General features: G+C 69.8%; 22 protein-coding genes. 12 read left to right on the forward strand and 10 right to left on the reverse strand.

The genetic code is table 11. The annotated features are described in order from the left end of the window. Positions 1-354 precede the first annotated feature (354 nt). From exoL to exoP, 5 genes are all read left to right on the forward strand, one after another. Positions 355-1,512, forward strand: coding sequence for a spore coat polysaccharide deacetylase ExoL (gene exoL, locus HV824_RS17775; protein ID WP_176419345.1), 1,158 nt, complete (start codon positions 355-357; stop codon positions 1,510-1,512). Further along, complete coding sequence (gene exoM / locus HV824_RS17780; protein ID WP_176423833.1) at positions 1,509-3,029, forward strand: spore coat polysaccharide flippase ExoM; 1,521 nt, start codon at positions 1,509-1,511, stop codon at positions 3,027-3,029. The genes exoL and exoM overlap by 4 nt, the downstream gene beginning before the upstream one ends. Positions 3,030-3,097: 68 nt before the next feature. Continuing rightward, on the forward strand, positions 3,098-3,616 hold the full coding sequence (locus HV824_RS17785; RefSeq protein ID WP_176419316.1) for a serine O-acetyltransferase: 519 nt from the start codon (positions 3,098-3,100) through the stop codon (positions 3,614-3,616). Positions 3,617-3,634: 18 nt separating this feature from the next. Continuing rightward, on the forward strand, positions 3,635-4,726 hold the full coding sequence (gene exoO / locus HV824_RS17790; RefSeq protein ID WP_176423834.1) for a spore coat polysaccharide biosynthesis glycosyltransferase ExoO: 1,092 nt from the start codon (positions 3,635-3,637) through the stop codon (positions 4,724-4,726). Further along, on the forward strand, positions 4,713-5,915 hold the full coding sequence (gene exoP / locus HV824_RS17795; protein WP_176419318.1) for a spore coat polysaccharide biosynthesis glycosyltransferase ExoP: 1,203 nt from the start codon (positions 4,713-4,715) through the stop codon (positions 5,913-5,915). Before exoO ends, exoP begins: the two co-directional genes overlap by 14 nt. Positions 5,916-5,927: 12 nt before the next feature. Here the strand turns inward: exoP and HV824_RS17800 are convergent, their stop codons facing one another. Genes HV824_RS17800 through thiS form a run of 6 tightly spaced genes read right to left on the reverse strand, consistent with a single transcriptional unit; the run spans position 5,928 to position 10,692 of the window. Continuing rightward, positions 5,928-7,106, reverse strand: a complete 1,179-nt coding sequence (locus HV824_RS17800; RefSeq protein WP_176423835.1) for a DUF4350 domain-containing protein — start codon at positions 7,104-7,106, stop codon at positions 5,928-5,930. Next, positions 7,103-7,996 carry a DUF4129 domain-containing protein gene (locus HV824_RS17805; RefSeq protein ID WP_176423836.1) on the reverse strand — a complete coding sequence of 298 codons (894 nt, stop codon included), beginning with the start codon at positions 7,994-7,996 and terminating at the stop codon, positions 7,103-7,105. The genes HV824_RS17800 and HV824_RS17805 overlap by 4 nt, the downstream gene beginning before the upstream one ends. Before the next feature lie 21 nt (positions 7,997-8,017). Further along, the gene (locus HV824_RS17810; protein WP_217917501.1) at positions 8,018-8,989 is read right to left on the reverse strand and encodes a hypothetical protein; all 972 of its coding nucleotides are present in this window, start codon (positions 8,987-8,989) and stop codon (positions 8,018-8,020) included. A gap of 47 nt (positions 8,990-9,036) precedes the next feature. Beyond that, positions 9,037-9,675, reverse strand: a complete 639-nt coding sequence (locus HV824_RS17815) for a thiamine phosphate synthase (RefSeq protein ID WP_176423838.1) — start codon at positions 9,673-9,675, stop codon at positions 9,037-9,039. 16 nt (positions 9,676-9,691) lie between these two features. Further along, complete coding sequence (locus tag HV824_RS17820) at positions 9,692-10,477, reverse strand: thiazole synthase (protein ID WP_176419323.1); 786 nt, start codon at positions 10,475-10,477, stop codon at positions 9,692-9,694. A gap of 14 nt (positions 10,478-10,491) precedes the next feature. Further along, complete coding sequence (thiS, locus tag HV824_RS17825; protein ID WP_140791124.1) at positions 10,492-10,692, reverse strand: sulfur carrier protein ThiS; 201 nt, start codon at positions 10,690-10,692, stop codon at positions 10,492-10,494. Between the two features lie 270 nt (positions 10,693-10,962). Here thiS and HV824_RS37430 point away from each other — a divergent pair, with 270 nt between their 5' ends. The 7 genes from HV824_RS37430 to HV824_RS17860 all read left to right on the forward strand — a co-directional run bounded on the left by HV824_RS37430 (position 10,963) and on the right by HV824_RS17860 (position 17,819). Next, on the forward strand, positions 10,963-11,253 hold the full coding sequence (locus HV824_RS37430) for a hypothetical protein (protein ID WP_255208122.1): 291 nt from the start codon (positions 10,963-10,965) through the stop codon (positions 11,251-11,253). A 244-nt stretch (positions 11,254-11,497) separates the two neighbouring features. Then, positions 11,498-12,103, forward strand: coding sequence for a hypothetical protein (locus HV824_RS17835; RefSeq protein ID WP_176419324.1), 606 nt, complete (start codon positions 11,498-11,500; stop codon positions 12,101-12,103). A 212-nt stretch (positions 12,104-12,315) separates the two neighbouring features. Next, the gene (locus HV824_RS17840) at positions 12,316-13,449 is read left to right on the forward strand and encodes a serine/threonine-protein kinase (protein ID WP_176423839.1); all 1,134 of its coding nucleotides are present in this window, start codon (positions 12,316-12,318) and stop codon (positions 13,447-13,449) included. 100 nt (positions 13,450-13,549) lie between these two features. Then, complete coding sequence (locus tag HV824_RS17845) at positions 13,550-14,554, forward strand: dipeptidase (RefSeq protein WP_176423840.1); 1,005 nt, start codon at positions 13,550-13,552, stop codon at positions 14,552-14,554. Positions 14,555-14,590: 36 nt separating this feature from the next. Beyond that, entirely contained in the window at positions 14,591-14,968 is a 378-nt protein-coding gene (locus HV824_RS17850; RefSeq protein ID WP_217917503.1) for a hypothetical protein, read from the forward strand. A gap of 185 nt (positions 14,969-15,153) precedes the next feature. Continuing rightward, positions 15,154-16,653: a hypothetical protein gene (locus HV824_RS17855; protein WP_176423842.1), complete on the forward strand. Its 1,500-nt coding sequence runs from the start codon at positions 15,154-15,156 to the stop codon at positions 16,651-16,653. Then, positions 16,650-17,819, forward strand: a complete 1,170-nt coding sequence (locus HV824_RS17860; RefSeq protein ID WP_176419329.1) for a hypothetical protein — start codon at positions 16,650-16,652, stop codon at positions 17,817-17,819. The genes HV824_RS17855 and HV824_RS17860 overlap by 4 nt, the downstream gene beginning before the upstream one ends. Positions 17,820-17,836: 17 nt before the next feature. Here HV824_RS17860 and HV824_RS17865 read toward each other — a convergent pair whose 3' ends face one another. From HV824_RS17865 to HV824_RS17880, 4 genes are all read right to left on the reverse strand, one after another. Then, positions 17,837-18,154, reverse strand: coding sequence for a carboxymuconolactone decarboxylase family protein (locus HV824_RS17865; RefSeq protein ID WP_217917504.1), 318 nt, complete (start codon positions 18,152-18,154; stop codon positions 17,837-17,839). 48 nt (positions 18,155-18,202) lie between these two features. Then, positions 18,203-18,445, reverse strand: coding sequence for a peroxidase (locus HV824_RS17870; protein ID WP_217917509.1), 243 nt, complete (start codon positions 18,443-18,445; stop codon positions 18,203-18,205). An 85-nt stretch (positions 18,446-18,530) separates the two neighbouring features. Next, complete coding sequence (locus tag HV824_RS17875; RefSeq protein WP_176423843.1) at positions 18,531-19,328, reverse strand: alpha/beta fold hydrolase; 798 nt, start codon at positions 19,326-19,328, stop codon at positions 18,531-18,533. Positions 19,329-19,350: 22 nt separating this feature from the next. Next, positions 19,351-20,322 carry a magnesium transporter CorA family protein gene (locus tag HV824_RS17880; RefSeq protein ID WP_255208123.1) on the reverse strand — a complete coding sequence of 324 codons (972 nt, stop codon included), beginning with the start codon at positions 20,320-20,322 and terminating at the stop codon, positions 19,351-19,353. Between the last annotated feature and the right edge of the window lie 26 nt (positions 20,323-20,348).

The raw sequence follows: 20,348 nt of genomic DNA on the forward strand, positions 1-20,348 counted from the left end.
AGAACGTCCACCAGTGAAACCCAAGGTGGTGGCCTGGACGGAGAAAGGGCGAGCCTGGGGGGAGGAAAGGATTTCCTCCCCATGTGGTCGCAGGTGCCCGCCGGGGGCCTCCAGGGTTCCACGGAGGGGAACGTCCACTGCTCACCAGGCGAGCCGTTCGGCCGGACGGCCCTCTCGACTGCCCGGCCCTGGGTGCCCAACCTCCTGGCACCTCCCCTGCAACGGTGCGCGGGCATGCGAGGCGGACGCAGCAGGTCCGCGCGGAGGGCGTGAATGGCGACGGGTAAGGTGTTGCGAAGAGCGGTCAAGGCGGCGGCGGCGGGGATGATCCACTACAGCGGGATGCGGCGGGCGATGGCCGCGTATCGGCGCTCCCAGTCCGGCGGGAGGCGCATCCTCATCGTGAGCTACCACCGCGTGGTGAGCGACTTCACCGGGGAGCTGCAGCGCTCGATTCCCGGGCTGCTCATCTCCCAGGAGACCTTCCGCCGGCATCTGGAGGAGGCGCACGCGGCGGGCTTCGAGCTGGCCTCCATCGGTGACGCGGTGGACGTCATGCATGGCCGCCGGGTGGCGAAGAAGGACCTGTGCGTCGTGACGTTCGACGATGGTTACCGGGACGTCTACCGGCATGCCTATCCGGTGCTCAAGGAGATGGGCGTTCCGGCCATCACCTATCTGCCCACGGCGTTCATCAACACCGACAAGCGCTTCAACCACGACCGGCTGTTCCACCTGCTTCGCCGGGTCCAGGAGCGCCGCTTCCGGCCGTTCTATGACTCGCTGCCCGCGCCCGCGCTGCAGCTGCTGGGGCCCATCCTCTCTGGACAGAAGACGGTGTCGGCGTCGCTGGACGACTTCATCGGCGAGCACCCCACGCGCGTGCTGACGGAGATCATCGACGCGCTGGAGCAGCAGCTCGGCGGCGGCGCGGACCTGGTGCCGGAGCAGGGCGACGTCATGAACTGGGACGAGGTGCGCCGCATGGCGCGCGACGGCTTCGAGTTCGGCGCGCACACGCTGGGCCACACGGTGCTGACGCTGGAGCCGCAGGAAGTCGTGGAGCGCGAAATCCTGGAGTCCAAGCGCGCCATCGAGCGCGAGGTGGGCATCACCGTGCGCGACTTCGCCTACTGCAACGGCTGGTACTCGGACGAGGTCATCCGCGTGCTGTCGGCCAACGGCTTCCGTTCCGGTGTCACCACGGAGGACATGCCCAACCGCATCGGCGGCGACCCGTTCACCCTCAAGCGCAAGGTGCTGTGGGAGAACTTCAGCCTGGGCATGCTCGGCGACTACTCGTCGTCGCTCACCGGCTGCCAGTTGGACGACTGCTTCGGGGTGCTGGGCATGAGCAGCCCGGTGCCGGGGAAGCGCCCCCATTTCATCAGTGCCCCCGCCGGGGGAAACCAGTTGAGCAGTGCCCCGGCGCGGGTGAGCCCCAACCCAGCGAACAGTAACGAAATCGTGGTGGGTCCGGAGACCGCCACGACCCTCCAGGAGGCTCCGTGAGCGGAAGTTCCACGTCGGCCGCGTCCGGGGGCTCGTTCCTCGGGCGCGCCGGCCCGTTGGTGTTGGCCCGGCTGTTCACCGCCGGGCTGACGCTGTCCATTCCCCTCGTGCTCGCCCGGGTGCTGAACCTGGACGACTACGGGACGTACTACCAGCTGTTCCTCATCGCCACGACGCTCTACTACGTCCTGCCGTTCGGCGTGGTGCAGAGCCTCTACTACTTCCTGCCTCGCACGGACGCGAAGCGGCCCTTCCTGGGACAGACGCTGCTGTTCATGTCCGCCATGGGCCTGGTGGGCGCGGGCGCGGTGTGGGCGCTGCTCGGGCATGTGGCGGGTTGGTTCTCCAACCCCGCGCTGGCCGAGTACCGCCTGCCCCTGGCCGCGTACACCGCCTTCCTGCTGGGGAGCTTCCCGCTGGAGGTGTCCCTCACCTCGCAGGGCCGCACGAAGGCGTCCGCGGTGGTGTATCTGGTGTCGGACGCGGTGCGGGCCTCGGTGATGGTGGTGCCGCCGCTCCTGGGGGCCTCGCTCTACGGAATGATGATGGCGGTGGCGGCCTTCGCGGCGCTTCGCTACCTGGCGACGTGGGTGGTGTCGCTGCGCGGTGCCGCCGGGCCCTTGGTGGATGGCCAGCGCTTCCGCGAGCAGTTGACCTACGCGGCGCCGTTCGGCGCGGCCATGCTGTTGGCCATCCCCCAACAGAACGCGCACCTGTACGCGGTGGCGGGCGCGGTGGCGCCGGCGCTGTACGCGCTCTACCGCGTCGGCTGCTTCCAGCTGCCGGTGGTGGACCTGCTGTACACGCCCACCAGCGAGGTGCTGATGGTGCGGCTGGGCGAGCTGGAGCGCGAGGGCCGCCTGGAGGAAGGCGTGGAGGCCTTCCGTGAAGCGGCCGGGAAGCTGGCCTACTTCTTCCTGCCCTTCGCTGCGTTCCTCTTCTCGGCGGCGCCGGAGTTCATCGGGGCGATGTTCGGTGAGAAGTTCCTGCCCGCGGTGCCCGTCTTCCGCATCAGCGTGCTGGGCGTGGTGCTCTCCATCCTCCCCATGGACGGGACGCTGCGCGCCCGGGGGCAGACGCGGGCCATCTTCGCGTCCTACGCGGTGAAGGCGGCGGTGACGGTGCCGCTGGTGTGGCTGGGTGTGAAGCACTTCGGGCTCATGGGCGGCATCGGCTCGTGGGCGGTGGCGGAGGTGGTGGGCAAGGCCATGCTGCTGGCCCGGGTGCCCGCGGCGCTGTCCACGCCGGCGCGGAAGCTGAGTGTGGCGGATGTGATTCCCTGGCAGTCGCTGGGCAAGGCGACGCTGGCGGCGTGCGCGGCGGCGGCGGCGGTGTTCGTCCTGCGGGCCGGTGCCCACGGGGCCTGGGCGCACCTGCCCACGGGCTTCTTGTGGCGCGTGCTGCCGCTGGCGGTGGCCGGGACGCTGTTCTTCACCGGATACCTGGTGGTGCTGCACTTCACGGGGGTGAGGCCGCTCAGCCTGATCGCGGGGCTGCGGGCGCGAAGGGCGGGGTAGGGCACTTCCCTCCCCGCGGGGGGGTACTTAGTTTGGTGCGTGTCGGAACACGGGGTTTGGGAGGCGTGATGGGTGTCGACGCGATGACGTTCTACCGGCTCGCGCGCGGGCTGAAGAAGCGGGGGGTTCCCCTGCTGCCAGCCGTGCTGCGCAAGGCCATCTACTATCTGCACAGCTCGCACATCCCCGAGGACGCGGAGATCGGCGAGGGGACGCAGCTGGGCTACGGCGGCATCGGCGTGGTCATCCACAGGGCCGCGCGGATTGGACGCCACTGTCTCATCTCGCAGCAGGTGACCATTGGCGGGCGCTCGGGCATCGAGGGCGCTCCCGTCATCGGTGACTACGTGCGCATGGGCGCGGGCGCGAAGATCCTGGGCAACATCCGCATCGGGGACTTCGCCGTCATTGGCGCCAACGCGGTGGTGGTGAAGGACGTGGCGCCGGGCACGGTGGTGGCGGGGGTGCCCGCGAGGGTCATCCGGCAGGACCCGGACCCGATAGGGACGTACCAGCGGGAGATGGGGCAGGAGCCTCCCCGCGTGCCGCTGGTGGCGGTGCCGTCGTCTTCCACGCTGCGCCAGTAGTCCGCGGGAGCCACATCGATGCGCGTGCTCCTCGTTGGGGACTACCCGCCGCCGCATGGCGGCGTCGCGGTTCATGTTCAACAGCTTCATGGCTCCCTGCGCGGCCGCGGGGTCGACGTGAAGGTGCTCGATATCGGGAAGGGTGGCCGGCCGGCTCCGGACGTCATCCCGGCTCGCGGCGCCGCTCCGCTCGCCCTGCGGCTCGCGCGGCACGTCGCCACCGGGTGGACGATTCACCTCCACACCAGCGGCAACAACCCGAAGTCCTGGGTGCTGGCGGGGATGGTGGGGGGCCTGCCCGGGCCGAGGTCTCCCCGGGTCATCACCCTCCACTCCGGACTGCTGCCGGACTACCTCGCCGCGTCCAGCACGCGGCGGAGCCTCGCGCGCGTGGCGCTGGCGGGCTACGCGCGGGTGGTCGCCGTGTCCGAAGCCGTGCGGTCCGCGCTGGTGGGCTGCGGCGTGCCAGAGGAGAAGATTGACGTGCTCCCGGCCTTCTGCGCCTCGCAGGTGCGGCCAGGGCCTGTTCCGGCTGCGGTGGAGGCCGCGCGTTCCCGGCGGCGGGTGCTGCTGTCCATGGCGCACCATCCATCGCCCGTCTACGGACGCACGTTGATGTTCCGGGCCTTGCGCGAGCTGGCGCGGACGTGGCCGGACGTGGGGCTGGCGCTCTTCGGTCCGGGCCTGGAGTCCGAGGCGTTCATCCGCGACGTCCGTGAGGCGCGCGTGGCGGGCCATTTGGAGGTGTTGGGGGAGCTCGAGCACTCCGCTGCGCTGGGGCTCATCGCGCGCAGCGACGCTTTCGTGCGGCCCACCACCCATGACGGAGACTCCATCTCCGTGAGGGAGGCGCTGACGCTGGGCGTGCCCTGCGTGGCCAGTGATGTCTGTGTCCGGCCCGAGCCCACCCGCGTGTTCGCCGCGGGCAATGCCGGGGAGCTGGCGCGGGTGATTCGCGAGGCCGTGGCGGCAGGGCCCATGCATGTGCCCCAGGTGGATGCGGGGCCGGAGCTGCTCGCGCTGTACGGGGAGCTGTCCTCCAACAACGCTTTGAAGTCGTCACACGAACAAGGTTCAGGCCTGGGGGAGACGAGACATGCGGCGCAGTGATGAGCTGGACCTCGCGCGCAGGACGCTGCGCGGACGTGACCTGGTGGTGTTCTCCAACGACTGGGATGGGGATCCGCTGTCGAAGGTCCACATCATGCGGATTCTCTCCCGGGAGAACCGCGTCCTCTGGGTGAACAGCATTGGCAACCGCGCGCCGAAGGCCAACGCGCATGACGTGAAGCGCATCTTCGACAAGCTGGGCCGCTTCACCGAAGGCGTCCGCGAGGTGGAGCCCAACATCCACGTCCTGTCGCCGCTGGCCATTCCCTTCTATGGCTCGGAGCTGGTGCGTGGCGCCAACCGGCGCTTGCTGCGGCTCCAGGTGCTGCGGGCGATGAAGCAGCTGGGCTTCCAGAAGCCCATCTCCTGGAGCTTCCTGCCCGCGTCCGCGCCGGTGTCTGGCACGCTGGGCGAGGAGTTCGTCATCTACCACTGCGTGGACGAGTTCTCCGCCTTCAGCGACACCAACGGCCGCCACATCGCGGAGCTGGAGGAGCGGCTGCTCAAGCGCGCCGACCTCTGCATCACCTCCGCGGAGCGGCTGCGTGAGAACAAGGCCCGCGTCAATCCGCGCACGGTGCTGGTGCGGCATGGCACCGACTTCACCCACTTCGTGAAGGCGTGCGACCCGGCCACGACGATTCCCCCGGACATCGCCCGTCTGCCCAAGCCCATCATCGGCTTCTTCGGGCTGGTGGCGGACTGGGTGGACCAGGAGGCCCTCATCGCCACGGCCCGCGCCCACCCGGAGGGCTCGGTGGTCATCATCGGCAAGACGACGCCGGACTGTGACGACTCCGCGCTGCGCGCCGAGCCGAACATCCACATGCTGGGCCGCAAGCCGTACGCGGACCTGCCCGGCTACAGCAAGGCGTTCGACGTGGCGCTGATGCCGTTCAAGGTCAGCGAGCTGACGCTCAACGCCAACCCGCTCAAGGTGCGTGAGTACCTGGCGTCCGGCCTGCCCGTGGTGTCCACGGACCTGCCGGAGGTGCGCAAGGTGGGGCTCTGCAAGATTGCGAAGGACACCGAGGACTTCGTGCGCAAGGTGGACGAGTGCCTGGCGGACAAGCCCGGTCCGAACCGCGAGCGCGCCGAGCGCATCTTCAACGAGAGCTGGGACGCGCGCGTGGACGAGATTCGCCACCATGTTGGCGCGGCGCTCATGGCGGACGGCAAGGAGCTCTGACGTTCCGCCCGCCTAGGCGCGGGCTTCGCGGCCCGCCAGCGCCCGCTCCAGGTGGGCGTAGCGGCGGGCCACCCGCGCGTAGTCCGCCGGTGCCACGGTGGGCTGCGCGTGGGTTCGCGTGAGGTCGGCCTTCGCCTCCAGGTACTCGGTGGCCTGGACGCCTCCGTCCTGTTCCATCAGGCGCGCGGCGTCCGCGTCCGACAGGCTCAGGGGGATGCCCAGTCGCTCCTGCAGTTGCTGGCGCAGGGCCTGGTCCAACTCCGGCAGCAGCTCCTTCTCCACCTTCGCGCGGCGCATGAGCCAGCCCATGCTGCGCACGTACTCCAGCGCGGACCGGTGCCGCTCCACGCGCAGCGGGCGCGGGGCGCCGAAGCGTGTGCCTCGCGCCACGACGTAGAGCAGTCCCACCGCCAGCACCTGCGCCGCGAAGACCCAGATGCCGCGGGAGAAGGGGGGCGGCGGCGCGAGCTGGTGGTGGTACTCGTCGAACAGCAGGGGCCCGCGGGCGGCCAGCGCTTCCCAGAAGCGCAGGTTGTCCAGCAGCTCCAGGCGCCGGTTCTCCAGCAGGTCCGAACCGGCCAGCACGTACACCTCGCCCTTGCCCACGGCCCTGCGCCACACCGCCACCGCGCCGCCCAGGCCAGCGACGGGCACGGCGTCTTCGTGGTCCATGCGCAGGCCCCGGCCCTGGGAGACTCGAAGCCGGGAGAGTCCGTGCAGGGGGCCCACGGGCAGCCACACATCCACGGTGGTCCCGCCCACGTCGGACAACGTCGAGTCCAGGCCGCGGCTGCTCGCGGGCATCATCAGCCCGGACTCCAGATGCAGCCACGCCTCGAGCGCGGCCTGATGTTGCCCCAGCTCGCGGGGCGACAGGTACACGAGCGTCCCGCCCTCCGTGACGAAGCGCTCCAGCTCGGTGACTTCTTCCGGCGACACGGCCCGGCCCTCGGGCGCCGCCAGCACCAGGGTTCGCGTGCCAGGGGGAAGGGCTTCGAGCGGCGAAAGCTGCGTGTCCACGGCCCGGCCCCCTTCGCGGAGGTACAGATAGAGCGCGCGAGCCCCCTGCGGCGCCGTGTTCTCCACGGTGGGCACCGGCGAGTCGGGTGCGTCCGTGCGCGTGGACAGGCCCACCGCCAGGGCCAGCGCGATGAGCACTCCGAAGAAGACGATGGCCCGGGTGTTCGTCACCGCGCGCCCTCCGTCGCCAGGGTTCCGTTCAGCGATTCGACTTCGGTGACGAAGCGGGCGGCTTCTTCCTGCGCCACCGGCGCGAGCGAATAGAAGGTCCGGTCGTACCAGCCCATGAGCCGCTCCACCTCGCGCACCAGCGTCGCGGGCGCGCCGCGGCCTGGCAGCTCCGCCGCCAGCTCACGGTTCGTCCGCACCCGGTCTGGCCGGGCCAGCCGTTGCTGCTCCAGTGAGGACAGCAGGCTCAGCAGTCCTTCCCGGATGGCCTCGCGCGCATCGGTGGAGAGCGCCGCTCGGGCCCTGCGCAGGTGCTCCGCCGGAGAGTCCAGGACCAGCGGCTCCGCGATTGCGCCGGAGGCGGCGGAGGCCCGCGCCGCCGTCCGTCCACGCCTCGCGCGGAGCCGGAGCACGCCCCACAGGATGAGCGCGAGCGCCAGCCCCAGCATCACCGCGCGCGTGGCCACCGCGAAGCCTTGGGCCTCCCTCGATTCGAAGAGGCCCTCCAGCCACGCCGTCACCTCCCGCATGATGCGCTTCAAGGCATCGCCGTGCCGCTGGCGTGCGCGGGCGAACTCGGGCCGGTCGAGGATGGCCTCCAGCCGCTCGGGCTCTGTCGGTGGGGGCGGGGCGGCGCTGGGGCTGTTCGCCAGCGCCTGGACGTCACAGGCCTCTTTCAGGAAGCGGGCGAGCTGCTCCGCGCGCTCGGGCGGGGTGACCCCGTCCTGGGCGGGAGGCAGCGGGATTCCGCCCAGGCGTGCTGCCAGCGTGCTCACTTCATCGGCGAACCCGGCTGGGCGGTGTTCGGCCGTCTCGCGCAGGTCCAGGGCGAGGTCCTCGCGCTCGGCGCAGGGCAGGGAGGCCAGCAGCAGGAGGAGGGGCAGGCTCGGCACGGAGGAGTCCAGGGGGCGCCGTCAGACGACGGGCGTCATCGCGTTGAGCTGGTGCTCCAAATCCAGGGCTTCGCGGCGCACGCGCATGTCCAGGTAGAAGAGCGCGCAGAAGACGAAGTTGATGGGCGTGAAGAAGGACTGCGCCACCGTCTGCAGCAGCTCCACGGGCACCAACAGCAGCTGCGGCGTGCGGGCCATGGTCCCCGGATCGAAGGGGCTGCCATAGGGCATCATCGCCAGCCACGACGGCAACCCGGAGACGAGCTGGACGGAGATGAGGATGAGGCTCACCACGGTGAAGAGAATCATCGCCCGCACCATCACCCGTCCCATGAAGCCCGGCTCCACGCGGCCCGACAGGAGCTGACCAGAGCGCCGGAAGGTCTCCCAGGCGCCCAGGTCCTCCATGGCCAGCACCGGGGGCACCAGCAGGAAGCGCAGCATGTACCAGAGCGCCGCGGCCAGCAGGCCCAGGCTCGCGAGCAACGCACCGGCCACGCCCAGCACGACGGCCAGGGTGTTGGAGCCCGAGGTCGCTCCGACGGCGATGCCGATGACCGCGAGGATGAGCCCGGGCAGCATGAGCGCCACCGTCACCAGCGTGGACCAGCCGAGCGACAGCAGATACACCCCGGTCAGCGTGCCCAGCCGCGAGAAGCTCCGGCGCAGGGCCTCCGCGGGGCGGACCGGCTCTCCCATCTGGGAGGCGAGGACGTAGCGGGACGCGGCCACGGTGGCCAGCCAGTACGTCCAGACGAGGAACAGGAACAGGCCCATCCACAGCGCCATGGTGATGCTCGCTTGCGGCAGCATGACCGCCGGGTCCAGCTGGGCGCGCGCCTCCGCGTTCCCCATGTAGAACAGGGGCGCCACCCGCTGGCCCATCACCAGCGTCGCCTTGGTCATGATGTAGTTCACCAGCGTGAAGCCGAAGCTCAGCAGGAAGAGGGGCTTCAGGTGGGAGCGCCAGAAGGTGGCGGCACGGTCGATCATCTCCCCCATGGCGAGGGGGCGCAGCGCTGCGGCAGCGGGAATGGATCTCACGGGGCGCGCAGCATAGCCCGCCCGGCGCACGCGGCCAGCAGGCTCCGCGCCGCCGCCGTGGGATCGTCGGCCTCCAGGACGGACGAGATGACCGCGAAGCCCGCCGCGTCTGGCAGCGTCACCGCGCGCGCGGGGGTGATGCCGCCAAGGGCCAGCGCGGGGCAGGGCAACGTCGCGGCCAGGGCGCTGAACCCCTCCAGCCCGAGGGGAGGCCGCGTGTCCCCTGGCTTGGAGCCGGGAGCGAACACCGGGCTCACCAGGGCGAGGTCCGCGCCTCGGGCCGCATGGGCCTCCGCCACGTCATGGACCGCGGCGCTGATCCACCTCCCGGCGGGAAGGTGTGGGCGGACGTCCACGGGGGAAGGGCCATGGGCGGGGAGGTGGACATGGGCGCCGACGAGCAGCGCCACGTCGACCCGCCCGTTGATGAAGAGCGGGTTGCCACGCGGGAGGCACAGCGCGGCCAGCTCCCGCGCCTCTTCAAGGAAGCGACGCCCGGCGGCCTCGGGGTGGCGGTGCTGGACGGCCACCTCGGGCCCGGCGTCGAGCGCCCGGGCGAGCGCCCACCTCAGCCGTTCGGACGGCAGGCGCCAGTCGGTGATGACGACGAGCCGGGGAAGGGGGGAAGGCACCACCGTGCGCACCCGGCCGTCAGTGGTGGACGAGCCCTTCAATCGGGCTGGACGCGGAGCCATAGGCCTTTCGCGGGATGCGGCCCGCCAGGTACGCGTCGCGGCCGGCCTCCACCGCCTTCTTCATGGCCACGGCCATGCGCACCGGGTCCTGCGCGCCGGCGATGGCGGTGTTCATCAGCACCGCCTCCACGCCCAGCTCCATGGCGATGGCCGCGTCGGACGCCGTGCCCACGCCCGCGTCCACGATGACGGGGACCTTCACCGTCTCCAGGATGAGGCGGATGTTGTGCGGATTGCGGATGCCCAGGCCGCTGCCGATGGGCGCCGCCAGCGGCATCACGGCCGCGCAGCCCGCGTCCTCCAGCTTGCGGGCGGTGATGGGGTCATCGCTGGTGTAGGGCAGCACGGTGAAGCCCTCCTTCACCAGGATGCGGGCCGCCTTCACCGTCTCCTCGACGTCCGGGTAGAGCGTCTTCTCGTCGCCGAGCACCTCGAGCTTCACCCACTTGCTCATGCCCAGCTCCTCGGCGAGCCGGCAGGTGCGGACCGCGTCATCCGCCGTGTAGCAGAGCGCCGTGTTGGGGAGCAGGCGCAGGCGGTTGCGGTCAATCCAGTTCATCAGCGACGCATCGCCCGTGGCCTTGAGGTCCAGGCGGCGCACGGCCACGGTCACCATCTCCGTGCCGGAGGACTCGTGGCAGCGCTTCATGATGTCGTGGCTGGGGTACTTCCCCGTGCCGAGGATGAGCCGGGAGCTGAACGTCACTCCGGCGATGGTGAAGGGCTTGTCCTGGATGCTCATGTGCGGACTCCTGGCTAGCCGCCGCCGACGAAGGTGACGATTTCCACGCGGTCCCCCGCCTGGAGGTGGTGTTCGGGATGGCGCGCGCGGCGCACCACCTCCGCGTTCACTTCCACGGCGACGCCGGGGCCGCCCACTTGAAGCGACTCCAGCAGCGCCGAAAGGGTGGTGCCCTCCGGCACCTCGCGCGTCTCTCCGTTGACCCAGACCTGCATGGCCTCACGGCTCCTTGCGACGACGGGGACCTGGGCACGCACTACAAGGGTGACTCCGCGCTGTCAACGCGCTCGCCGGTCCGTGCGACCGCCACCGTCACCGGTATACTCGGGGGCATGTTCGTGGCTTCTCGTCGGCTCATCGCGCTCGCACCGCTCTGCATGGTTGCCTTGCCGGCGTCCGCGGCGGACCCCGCCGCGTTGGATGTCCCCCGCCGCGAAGCCACACTCGACCTGCACGGGCGCCGCCATGCCTGAGTCGCCGGTGAGGTGCTGTTGCTGGGCGGCCTGGGGCTGGGCTTCCTGGCGCAAGGAGAGTCGCGGCGCGCCCAGGGGCTGACCTCCGCGCGCGAGGCTCGCGCGTCGCTGGACCGGGCGCGCATGGCGGCGCGAATCCAGGCGCGAGCCGACGTGTTCCAGGACATGCCGCCTCCGGGGAGTCCGGTGCCCATGCCGACGGCACAGGAGCGCGAGCGCATCGCGCGGGAGGGCGCGCCGCTGTGCGCGGGCGCTGGCACTGACGAGGTGCCCGGTGACGGTGGCGTGGACGGCGGTCTTTAGCCGTTCGCGCGGCTGTACCCGGTATCTCCATTTCCCGCCCTTGTTCCCTGGTAGGGCAGGCAGGCGGCCATGCGCCCCGTGGTCCGTCGTATGCCCCTAAGGTCTCCGCGTCCGCCGGACAACCCCTGTTCAAGGGCGGGGGGAGCACCCACTTTCTGCCCAACGCCGGGGGAAACGCTCTCTCGGCCGCAAGTGAGTGAGGGGGAAACCTTCTCCCATTTCCACGTGAAAGGAGCAGGAACAAATGCGCAAGCTCATGATGGCGGTCACTGCGGTTGCGGGTATGTCGCTGGTCGTCACTGGCTGCAGCAAGCGCGACAACGTCGAGTCGCAGCGCCAGGACGTCGCCGAGGCTCGGATGGAGGCCCAGCAGGAGACGGCGGAGATCCGTCAGGACGCGCGGGAGGACATCGCCAACACGCAAACGGAGGCCCAGGAGGACATCGCTGGGACACAGCGTGAGGCCGCGGAAGAGGTCGCCAGCGCGCGGCAGGACGTACAGGAGGAGCGCGAGGACCTGGCCGAGGCCGAGGCTGATCGCCGGGCGGACCTGAATGACGACCTGGCCCTGGGTGGCTCCGGCGTGGCGGGTGCCACCGCTGCCGCGAGCAGTGTCAGCGGCCGCGTGCTCTCCACCGGCGGCGACGAGCTGACCGTGGTCGATACCCGCAACAACAAGCAGCTCGAGCTGAAGACGAACGACCAGACGCGCATCCTGCACAACAACCAGCCGCTGAAGCTGGATGACATCGAGGAGGGGGCCCAGGTCCGCGCCTCGTATGTGCAGGACGGTGAGGACATGGTGGTTCGCGAGCTGACCGTGACGCAGCCGGTGCAGAAGAAGAAGTAGTCAACGCATCGAGCGCATCGGGCGGCTCGTTGACTCACGGACCGCTCAGGGACGGCCTCCGCTTCGGCGGGGGCCGTTTCCTTTTTTTTCCTGAATCCGTGCTGGGAGGTTGGAAGGGTGTGTCGGACGTGGGTGGTAGGAGAGATGCGTGAGGTTTTCTCACGCCTTCCCAACCCAGGGGAGGACTTCCTGCCCAGGAGGCATCACCCGAGATGTCCACTCACCCCCCAGAGCCACCCGCTTCAAAGCCGTTCATCCTCTTCACCACCGGGGCCACGGCTTATGAGTTGATCCGCTACCTCGGGGCACGGGGCTCCGGAGAGCTGCTGCTCGCCCGGCGGCACTATGCGGGCGTCCCCGGCGATCTCGTGCTCATCAAGCGCTTGCAGGATGTCGAAGACGCGCAGGGCCGCGCGCGTCTGCGGGAAGAGGTCAAGCTGCTGATGCGGCTCAGCCACCCGGCCATCGTGCAGGTGTTCCTGGTGCGGGTGCATGAAGGCCTGCCCCACCTCGTCATGGAGCACGTGGACGGAAAGTCCCTGGAGACGCTCATCAGCTACGCGGCCCTGCGGCGCCGGCCCTTCTCGGAGGCGTTCGCCGCCTATGTGGGCGCGGAGGTGGCGGATGCGCTGCACCATGCCCATACGCTGGAAGACGCCCGGGGCCGTCCGTTGGGCATCGTCCACCGGGACGTGTCGCCGCGGAGCCTGCGCCTGGACGCGCGGGGCCATGTGAAGCTGTCTGACTTCGCCATGGCCTGGGCGAAGCTGCCGGGGCGCCTCGTCACGCAGACCCATGTCGTCCGGGGAGACCTGGCCTACGCCTCACCGGAAGCGCTGGAGCGAAAGCCGCTGGACGGCCGCGCGGACCTGTTCTCCCTGGGGGTGGTGCTGCTGGAGGTGCTCACCGGCCTGCACCTGTTGGACTTGGAGGACGTGGAGCGGGCCGCGCTTGCCGCGGGGCCGCTGCCTGACGCGGAGGTGCTGCTGGCGGAGGTGCCCAGCTGGCTGCCCGCGCCCTTGATGGCCGCGCGCATGGCGTGCCTGGCCCCGGCGCATGTGGAGCGCGCCACCCAGGGACTGTCCCCGGCCATGCGGGCCATCCTCGGCCGGCTCTTGCGTCGGGAGCCCTCGGAGCGCTTCCAGTCCGGGCAGGAACTGGCGGACGCCCTGCGCGCCGTGTTGGCCGGTCAGGGGTACGCCTACGGCCCGAACGAAGCCGTGCGGGAGGCCACCCAGGTCCGCCGCGACGCCCGCTGCCGCCGGCAGATGGCGGAGGTGCTGCGCTGGGAGGACTCCGTGCGTCCGGAGGCCCCTCCGCGGACGACGTCCGGATCGGGGCCTTGAGGGGCGGCGGGGGCAAGGTCCCCCGGGCAGGGGTCTCTGTGTGGGCACTGGGACGCGGGTGGTGCTTGTTTCGCGCACGCGGGTGGGCAGACTTGCGCGCATGGGTGACGTGAAAGAGTTCCACCAGCGGTGGTGCATCGCGGACGGCCATGCGGATTCCCTCATGTGGAACCGCGACCTGTGTGCACGTTCTGAAGAGGGCCACGTGGACTTCCCCCGCCTGCGGGAGGCGGGGGTGAAGCTGCAGTGCTTCACCATCGTCACCCGGGGCTTTCCCTTCATCGGAGGCTTCCCCGTGTTCGCCGCGTGGCGTGGGTGGCCCCGGGACGCCCGGGCGAGCGAGTGGACCCGGGCGCTCTGGCAGATTGAGCAGATGGCTTCATTCTGTGAGCGCTCAGGGGACGCCGCCCGCATCACCACCACTGGCGCCATGTTGGAGGACAACCTCGCCCAGGGGCGGCTGTCCGCGGTGCTGGGCGTGGAAGGAGGGCACGCCATTGAAGGCCAGGTGGCGCGCCTGGCGGAGCTCCACCAGCGCGGGGTGCGCTTCATGGGCCTCACCCACCTGTCCAACAACGACCTGGGAGGCTCTTCCTTTCCGATGATGGGCAACCGGGGCCTGACGCCGCTGGGGCAGGAGGTCATGGAGGAGATGGCCCGGCTGGGCCTGAGCGTGGATGTGGCGCATGCCTCGGAGTCCACCCTCAAGGACCTCTTCACCCACCCCTCGGTCCGGTTCTTCTGCTCGCACACGGGCGTTCGCGCGGCGGGCGGCGGCTGGCGCAACCTCTCCGACCAATCCCTGCGCTTCATCGCGGACCGGGGTGGGGTGGTGGGCATCATCTTCGCCCCCGTCTATCTGGGCGGTGACACCGTGGATGACGTGGTCCGGCACATCGAGCACGCCGTGGACGTCATGGGGGAGGGCGGGGTGGGGTTGGGCTCCGACTACGACGGCATGGTGCCGCTCCCCCGCGGCATGAAGGATGTCACCGGGTTGCCATTGCTCACCGAGGCGCTGCTTCGCCGCCATCCACCGTCCTGGGTGGAACGCGTCATGGGTGGAAACTTCCGCCGTTTCTTCCAGGAGACACTGGGTGGTTGACCGGCGACGGGACGCTCGAAATATTGGCTGGTGCCCATGAACCGCTCACTTCTCGCACTCGTCCCGTTGGTTGGCTCTCTGCTCCTCGCTGGTTGTGGCCCGAGCGCGGGAGGCGACTGCGACGGGGGCGGCTTCGTCTGTCAGGAGCGGGTGCTGGCGCTGGAGTGCCGGGGTGGCGCCTGGCGTGAGCTGCCCTGCCGGGGCCCGCTGGGCTGCCGTGAGACGTCGGAGTCCGTGCGGTGTGATACGTCCAACAACGTCGCGGGGGACGCCTGCGCGTCCAGCGCCGAGGGCACGGGGCTGTGCCGTGCGGACGGCCAGGCCGTGTTGGAGTGCCGTCAGGGCGTGTTGACGGAGACGGCCACCTGCTCCGCCTGCACCGTGGAGAACAGTCAGGTGACGTGCCAGCCCTGAGGTGGGTGCTGAGCGGGGTGTCAGGCCCCTCGCCGCGAATCGTGTGGTAGCCTCGGAGCGCCGCTCGCGGGACTCCGATGCGACTTCCGATTCAAGCCTTTGGAGCCTGACCCGCGGTCGTTTCACTCTTCCCCGAGCGGCGCTTGCTTTCCCAAGCCCGGGTGCCCGGGGAGGACGTGCACACGATGGCCGCACTGGCGGAAGTCCGCGGCGAGCAGGTCGCCCGTGAAGACCTGGTGATGTTCGTCAACGCCTGCTTCTCCTGCACGGGGCAGCGGGAGTTCTACGGCGACGCGCGCGGCCAGTCCGTCTCCATCGAGTTCCTGCACCAGTACATCCTGGGCAACTACCGCCGGCTCTACGCGCGGACACTCGCTGCGGGCATCAACCACTTCAATCAGGCGCAGATCATCCTCAACCTGCTCGCCAGTGGCAGCCCGGCGGATGTCCGGGACAAGGCGGAGGAGGGCGCGCTCATTGCCGCCGCGCTGCGCGCCCTGCCGCCCCAGCGGGCCTTCCGTGTCCTGGAGTCCCTGCGCGGCCGGCGCATCAACAACCGCCGGGCGCGGGCCATTGCCCGGGACTACGTCCACGGCCGCGCCAACCTGGTTTTTGACGCGGTGAAGTACCGCTCCAAGCTGCGCGCCGCCGTGTCCCACGGGCACCTGAAGCTGGAAGGGGAGCTGGGGCCGTTCCTCTTCCGCGGCTGGAAGAAGCGCGCCTTCACCCAGCCCTTGCTGGAGACCTTTCGCCGCGCGCACTACACCCACGAGGCCCTCTACGAGCTGCCCTACACGGTGGCGGAGGGCCTGGCGGTGAAGCATGGCATCTCCCGCGAGGTGTTCCTCCAGCGCATCGAGCCGCGCCTCACGGCGGCGGAGCGCCTGCGCCTGCAGGAATCCGCGGCGCGCGCGCGCGGGACGCCGCCCCCGGTGGAGCTGGGGCGGGCCTCCCTGACGAAGCTGGCGCTGTATGTCCTGGCCCTGTCTCCGGAGGTGCGCAGGGAGCGCCACGCGGAGCTGCACGCCGCGCTGGAGCAGGCCGCGGCCCGCGTCCTGCGCAGGGCCCCGTCGCCGTTGCAGCGGGTGGCCGCGATTCTGGACAACAGCTATTCGTCGTCCGGGTCGCTGGAGAAGCGTCGCCGGCCGCTCGGTGTGGCGCTGGCCACGCACTACCTGCTGTCCGCGGCCGCCCGGGAGTACCGCGCGTGGTGGACGTGCCCGGTGGAGGAGCCGCTGCTGGTCAGTGCACGAGGGCAGACGGACATCGCCACGCCGCTGTTGGATGCGTTGGCCTGGGGCGCCGACCTGGTGGTCATCGTCTCCGATGGCTACGACAATGACCCGCCCAGGGCGGTGGCCGAGCTGACGCGCGTGTTCCGCTCGAAGCTTGACCCGGAGCACCGCACTGCGCTGGTCCACGTCAATCCGGTGTTCGACTCAGAGGGGTATGCCCCCCGTTCCTTCGGTGCGGCCGTGCCCACGGTGGGCGTCCGGGACGCGGAGGACGTGCCCACGGTGCTGGGCTTCGCGCGCTTCGCGGAGGGGGCGGCGTCGCTCTCCGAGCTGGAGGCCTACCTCGCGTCGCGCGTGGGCGCGATGTTGCAGCGGGACGCCGGGGGCCGGCAGGTCCACGACGAGGGGCGCCGTCAGGATGCGCCGCTGGCGGAGGAGGGCGAATCATGACGGACGCACGGCTCATTCAGCGGCTGGAGCCCGCGGGCTTGCGGTTGGCGCCCTCGCAGGTCTGGGGTGGCATCCGGTTGGTGCCTGTCTTGAGGGACGAGGTGCGCGGCGACCTCCGCATGACCTTGCGGACGTACGACGACGTGGCCGCGGTCGTCTCGGTGAAGGGCGGGCTGAAGGAGCCTGGCCTCAAGTACATCTCGTATGTCCCTCACGGCCTGGTCATGACGTGGGGAAACCGCCAGGCGGAAGCCGTCTATGGAGCGCAGCTGCAAGCCGTGGACGGGAAGCGGCTGAAGGCCGGCCCCTTCTCCATCCGGCTGCTGCACCGGATGGTGCACCGGGAGGACCGCCGCCAGCTCCGGATGCTCCCGTTGCATCTGGCGATGGAGGGCTTCCTGTCCCTGCAGTTCGGCGGGCCGGAGATTGCCTGGGCCGAGTATTCCCGCGAGGGCCTCGCGCGAGGCCTGGACCCTCGCTTCGAGAGCGCGGTCCCCGGGTGGGTTTCGCCGATGCTGGACGGGGCGCTGCGCACCTTCGAAATCCATCCGCGGCAGGTGGGCCTGCTGCTGTTCAACGCGGACGTGTTGTTGTCGGCCTTCGTCGTCGCGCACCCGGACGACTACCGCGCGCTCCACAGGACCTTGGTGGAGGACTTCTATGGCGACCTGCTGCTCCAGTACGGATTCCTGGGGGACGCGCCCGAATTGGGGCTGACCCTGGATGACGCGCGGGTGTCCAGCTTGGAGGACTTGCGCAACGAGGTGCACCGCATGCGCCAGGACTGGGCCGACTTCCACGGCTTCATGGCCGGGAGCCTCTTCGGCGCCAGCATGACGTCCACCCGTGTCTACAAGGCGGGCGGCTTTCTCCTCCAGCGCTTCCACAGCTCGCTGGACCCGGCCGAGGAGAACCACATCGGCGAGGCCATCGTCGGTCCGAACGGCACCCTGGAGTACCTCAAGACGTATCGCCTGTCGGCGGCCCAGACACGCCGGGCCTACCTCTTGTCACAGCTTGCCCAGTGCGATTGGCATCTGGAGGTCACGGCGGAGCGCCTGCGCACCACGGCCAGCGACCTGGCCCTCCGCCTGCGAAACGCCGGATTCGGCTATCTGCTCAAGGACTCCGTCCTCGAAGCCGCCCAGCGGAAGCATCGCCGCTGAGCGCTCACGCGGCGGCGTCACTCCTCGGGCTTCGCGGGTGGCGGCGGCGCATAGCCTGCGGCGGCCATCCGCTGCCCGCTGCGCTGATACATCTCCGCGGGCATGTCCTGCACGCCGGTGCCGTCAATCCAGCGATTGTAGAAGTTGAAGAGCGCGCACACCGTCACGGTGTCGAAGACGGCTTCGTCCGTCCACCCGGCGTCCTTCAAGCGCGCGATGTCTTCCCGTCCCACCTGCGCCGCGCGGTGATTGAGCGTGTCCACGAAGGCAAAGAGGGCCCGCTCGGCCTCGGAGATGGGGGCTGTCGCCACGTCCTCCAGGACCGTCTTCACCATGTCGGGATTGCCCAGCAGTTCCGCCGCGACCGCGGCGTGAGAGCCCGTTCAAAACAAGCATTGGTTGCCGCGCGACGTATACGCGGCAATCAGCTCTCTCAGTCCGGGCGACAGCGGGGAAGGGCCCCGCATGACTTCATGGGTGAAGCGGGACAGGGCCTCGCCCAGCCGAGGCTTGTAGGCGAACAGGTGCCAGATTTGCGGCACGGGCGAGCCCACCTCGCGGGCCATGCGAATCAGCCGGCCGTAGTGGCCATCGGAGTCGCGGTCCTCGACGTCCTTCAGATGCATGCGGTCCACGGCACCCTCGGCGGAAACGGGCTGGAACGTCCGGCCCGCATGCTCGCATGGGGCACGGCGAGCCACCAGCCTTCACTCAAGCGCTGGGCCCCTGAAGCGACGTCAGGAAGGCCTCCAGCACGGCGTTGACCCGATCGGGCTGTTCCTGGTTGGCCAGGTGCCCCGCCTCCGGAATGACCTCCAGCTTCGCCCCGGCAATCAGTCCGGCGATCTCCTTCGCCTTGGCTGGCGGGGTGAGCGTGTCGTGCTCTCCCACCACGACCAGTGCCGGGCCTGCGTACCGCGCCAGCATGTCCTTGCTGTCCGGACGCAGGGCCATGCCGCGCTGCGCGGCAGCGACCCCCGCGGGCGAGGCCGTGCGCATCAACGCGGCCACTTCCTGGGCCACCGGTGAGTCCGGTCCCGAGGCCACCAGCTTGGGAAGCATGGCCTGGATGATGGGCTCCACGCCGGACTCCAGCGCCTGCTTCGCGGAGGTCTCCCGCCGCGCCTTGCCTTCCGCGTCGTCCGCGGTGGCCTGCGTGTCCATCAACACCAGCCCGCTGACGCGGCCCGCGTCCTCGCGCAGCAGGGCCATGGCGGCGTAGCCCCCCATGGACACGCCGCCCACCACCACGGTGTCCAGGTTCAGCGCGTCCAGCAGCGCCAGCACGTCACGCGCGATGCGGGACATCTCCGTGGGGCCGTCGCCCAGCGCGCTCTCACCGAAGCCCCGGATGTCCGGGACGATGAAGCGGTAGCGCCCCGACAGCGCCTTCACTTGCTTGTCGAACGCGCTGCCGTTGAGCGGAAATGCATGCAGCAGCAGCACGGGGAGGCCCTTGCCCTCGTCCTGGTAGTGCAGGGGGACGCCATCCACGGTGACGGTCAGCATGTTTCCTCTCCTCGCGGAAATGTCAGAGCCACTCTTTGTGCTTGAACCAGAAGATCATCCCCACCGGCAGCCCGAGAATCGACGCCCACATCAAGTACCAGGCGCCGTTCGTGTAGAGCCGGTCGAAGTTCTGGCCGAAGAAGCCGACGATGCAGGACAGCGGCAGGAAGATAGTGGCGAAGATGGTGAGCTGCTTGGAGATGTCGTTCGTCTTGTTCGCCACCATGGACAGGTAGCCATCAATCACGTTGCCGATGATGTCGCGCCCGGCATCAATCTGCTCGTACAGCCGCACCAGATGGTCGTACACGTCACGGAAGTAGAGCGTCGTCTTCTCGTGGACATGGGGGATGCCGCGCCGGGACAGCAGGCCCACCACGTCGCGCTGGGGCGACAGCACCCGCCGGAGCGTCACCAGCATCCGCTTCAGGGCGAAGATGCGGTGCAGGTGGGACTTCTCCGGCTTCTCGAAGATGGCACCCTCCAGGTCCTCGAGCTCGTCACTGAACGCGTCGAGGATGGGGAACTGCGCGTCCACCAGCGTGTCCGCGAGCATGTAGAAGACGAAGTCCGTCCCGCGGATGAGCGTCGCCTGCGGGTCGTCCTTCACGCGGCGCAACACCGTGTCGTGGCCGGTGAAGGGGAGCTCGTGGACGCTGATGAGCCAGTCCTTCGCCAGGAAGTAGTGGTGCTCGTGCAACGTCAGCTCGCAGATGTCCTTGCCCGTGACGGAGAATCCCTGGAGGACGACGAACTGGTGGTTGGGGTATTCCTCCAGCTTGGGCCGTTGGTCCAGGTGGAGGCAGTCCTCCACGGCCAGCTTGTGCAGCCCGAACCGCGCGGCCAGCCGGGCCAACACCTCCTCGGTCGGATGAAGGACGTCGATCCACTTCCGGCCCTCCTCGCCCAGCAGCTCTTCACCACCGGTGAGAAGTTGACCGTCCTTCACAAGACAGACCTGAATCATCCCGTAGCGCTCCCAAGCCAGCGGCATGGCCCGCAGGCGAGTGCTAGAACTCC

Origin of the sequence: Myxococcus sp. AM009 (assembly GCF_013372605.1) — a bacterium.
GTDB classification, from domain to species: domain Bacteria; phylum Myxococcota; class Myxococcia; order Myxococcales; family Myxococcaceae; genus Myxococcus; species Myxococcus vastator.

Coding starts and splice junctions, on each gene's coding strand:
- exoL (WP_176419345.1), top strand. CDS start 355: ATGGCCGCGTATCGGCGCTCCCAGTCCGGCGGGAGGCGCATCCTCATC.
- HV824_RS17785 (WP_176419316.1), top strand. CDS start 3,098: ATGGGTGTCGACGCGATGACGTTCTACCGGCTCGCGCGCGGGCTGAAG.
- exoO (WP_176423834.1), top strand. CDS start 3,635: ATGCGCGTGCTCCTCGTTGGGGACTACCCGCCGCCGCATGGCGGCGTC.
- exoP (WP_176419318.1), top strand. CDS start 4,713: ATGCGGCGCAGTGATGAGCTGGACCTCGCGCGCAGGACGCTGCGCGGA.
- HV824_RS17810 (WP_217917501.1), bottom strand. CDS start 8,989: ATGATCGACCGTGCCGCCACCTTCTGGCGCTCCCACCTGAAGCCCCTC.
- HV824_RS17820 (WP_176419323.1), bottom strand. CDS start 10,477: ATGAGCATCCAGGACAAGCCCTTCACCATCGCCGGAGTGACGTTCAGC.
- thiS (WP_140791124.1), bottom strand. CDS start 10,692: ATGCAGGTCTGGGTCAACGGAGAGACGCGCGAGGTGCCGGAGGGCACC.
- HV824_RS17835 (WP_176419324.1), top strand. CDS start 11,498: ATGCGCAAGCTCATGATGGCGGTCACTGCGGTTGCGGGTATGTCGCTG.
- HV824_RS17840 (WP_176423839.1), top strand. CDS start 12,316: ATGTCCACTCACCCCCCAGAGCCACCCGCTTCAAAGCCGTTCATCCTC.
- HV824_RS17845 (WP_176423840.1), top strand. CDS start 13,550: ATGGGTGACGTGAAAGAGTTCCACCAGCGGTGGTGCATCGCGGACGGC.
- HV824_RS17850 (WP_217917503.1), top strand. CDS start 14,591: ATGAACCGCTCACTTCTCGCACTCGTCCCGTTGGTTGGCTCTCTGCTC.
- HV824_RS17855 (WP_176423842.1), top strand. CDS start 15,154: ATGGCCGCACTGGCGGAAGTCCGCGGCGAGCAGGTCGCCCGTGAAGAC.
- HV824_RS17860 (WP_176419329.1), top strand. CDS start 16,650: ATGACGGACGCACGGCTCATTCAGCGGCTGGAGCCCGCGGGCTTGCGG.
- HV824_RS17865 (WP_217917504.1), bottom strand. CDS start 18,154: ATGGTGAAGACGGTCCTGGAGGACGTGGCGACAGCCCCCATCTCCGAG.
- HV824_RS17870 (WP_217917509.1), bottom strand. CDS start 18,445: ATGCATCTGAAGGACGTCGAGGACCGCGACTCCGATGGCCACTACGGC.
- HV824_RS17875 (WP_176423843.1), bottom strand. CDS start 19,328: ATGCTGACCGTCACCGTGGATGGCGTCCCCCTGCACTACCAGGACGAG.
- HV824_RS17880 (WP_255208123.1), bottom strand. CDS start 20,322: ATGCCGCTGGCTTGGGAGCGCTACGGGATGATTCAGGTCTGTCTTGTG.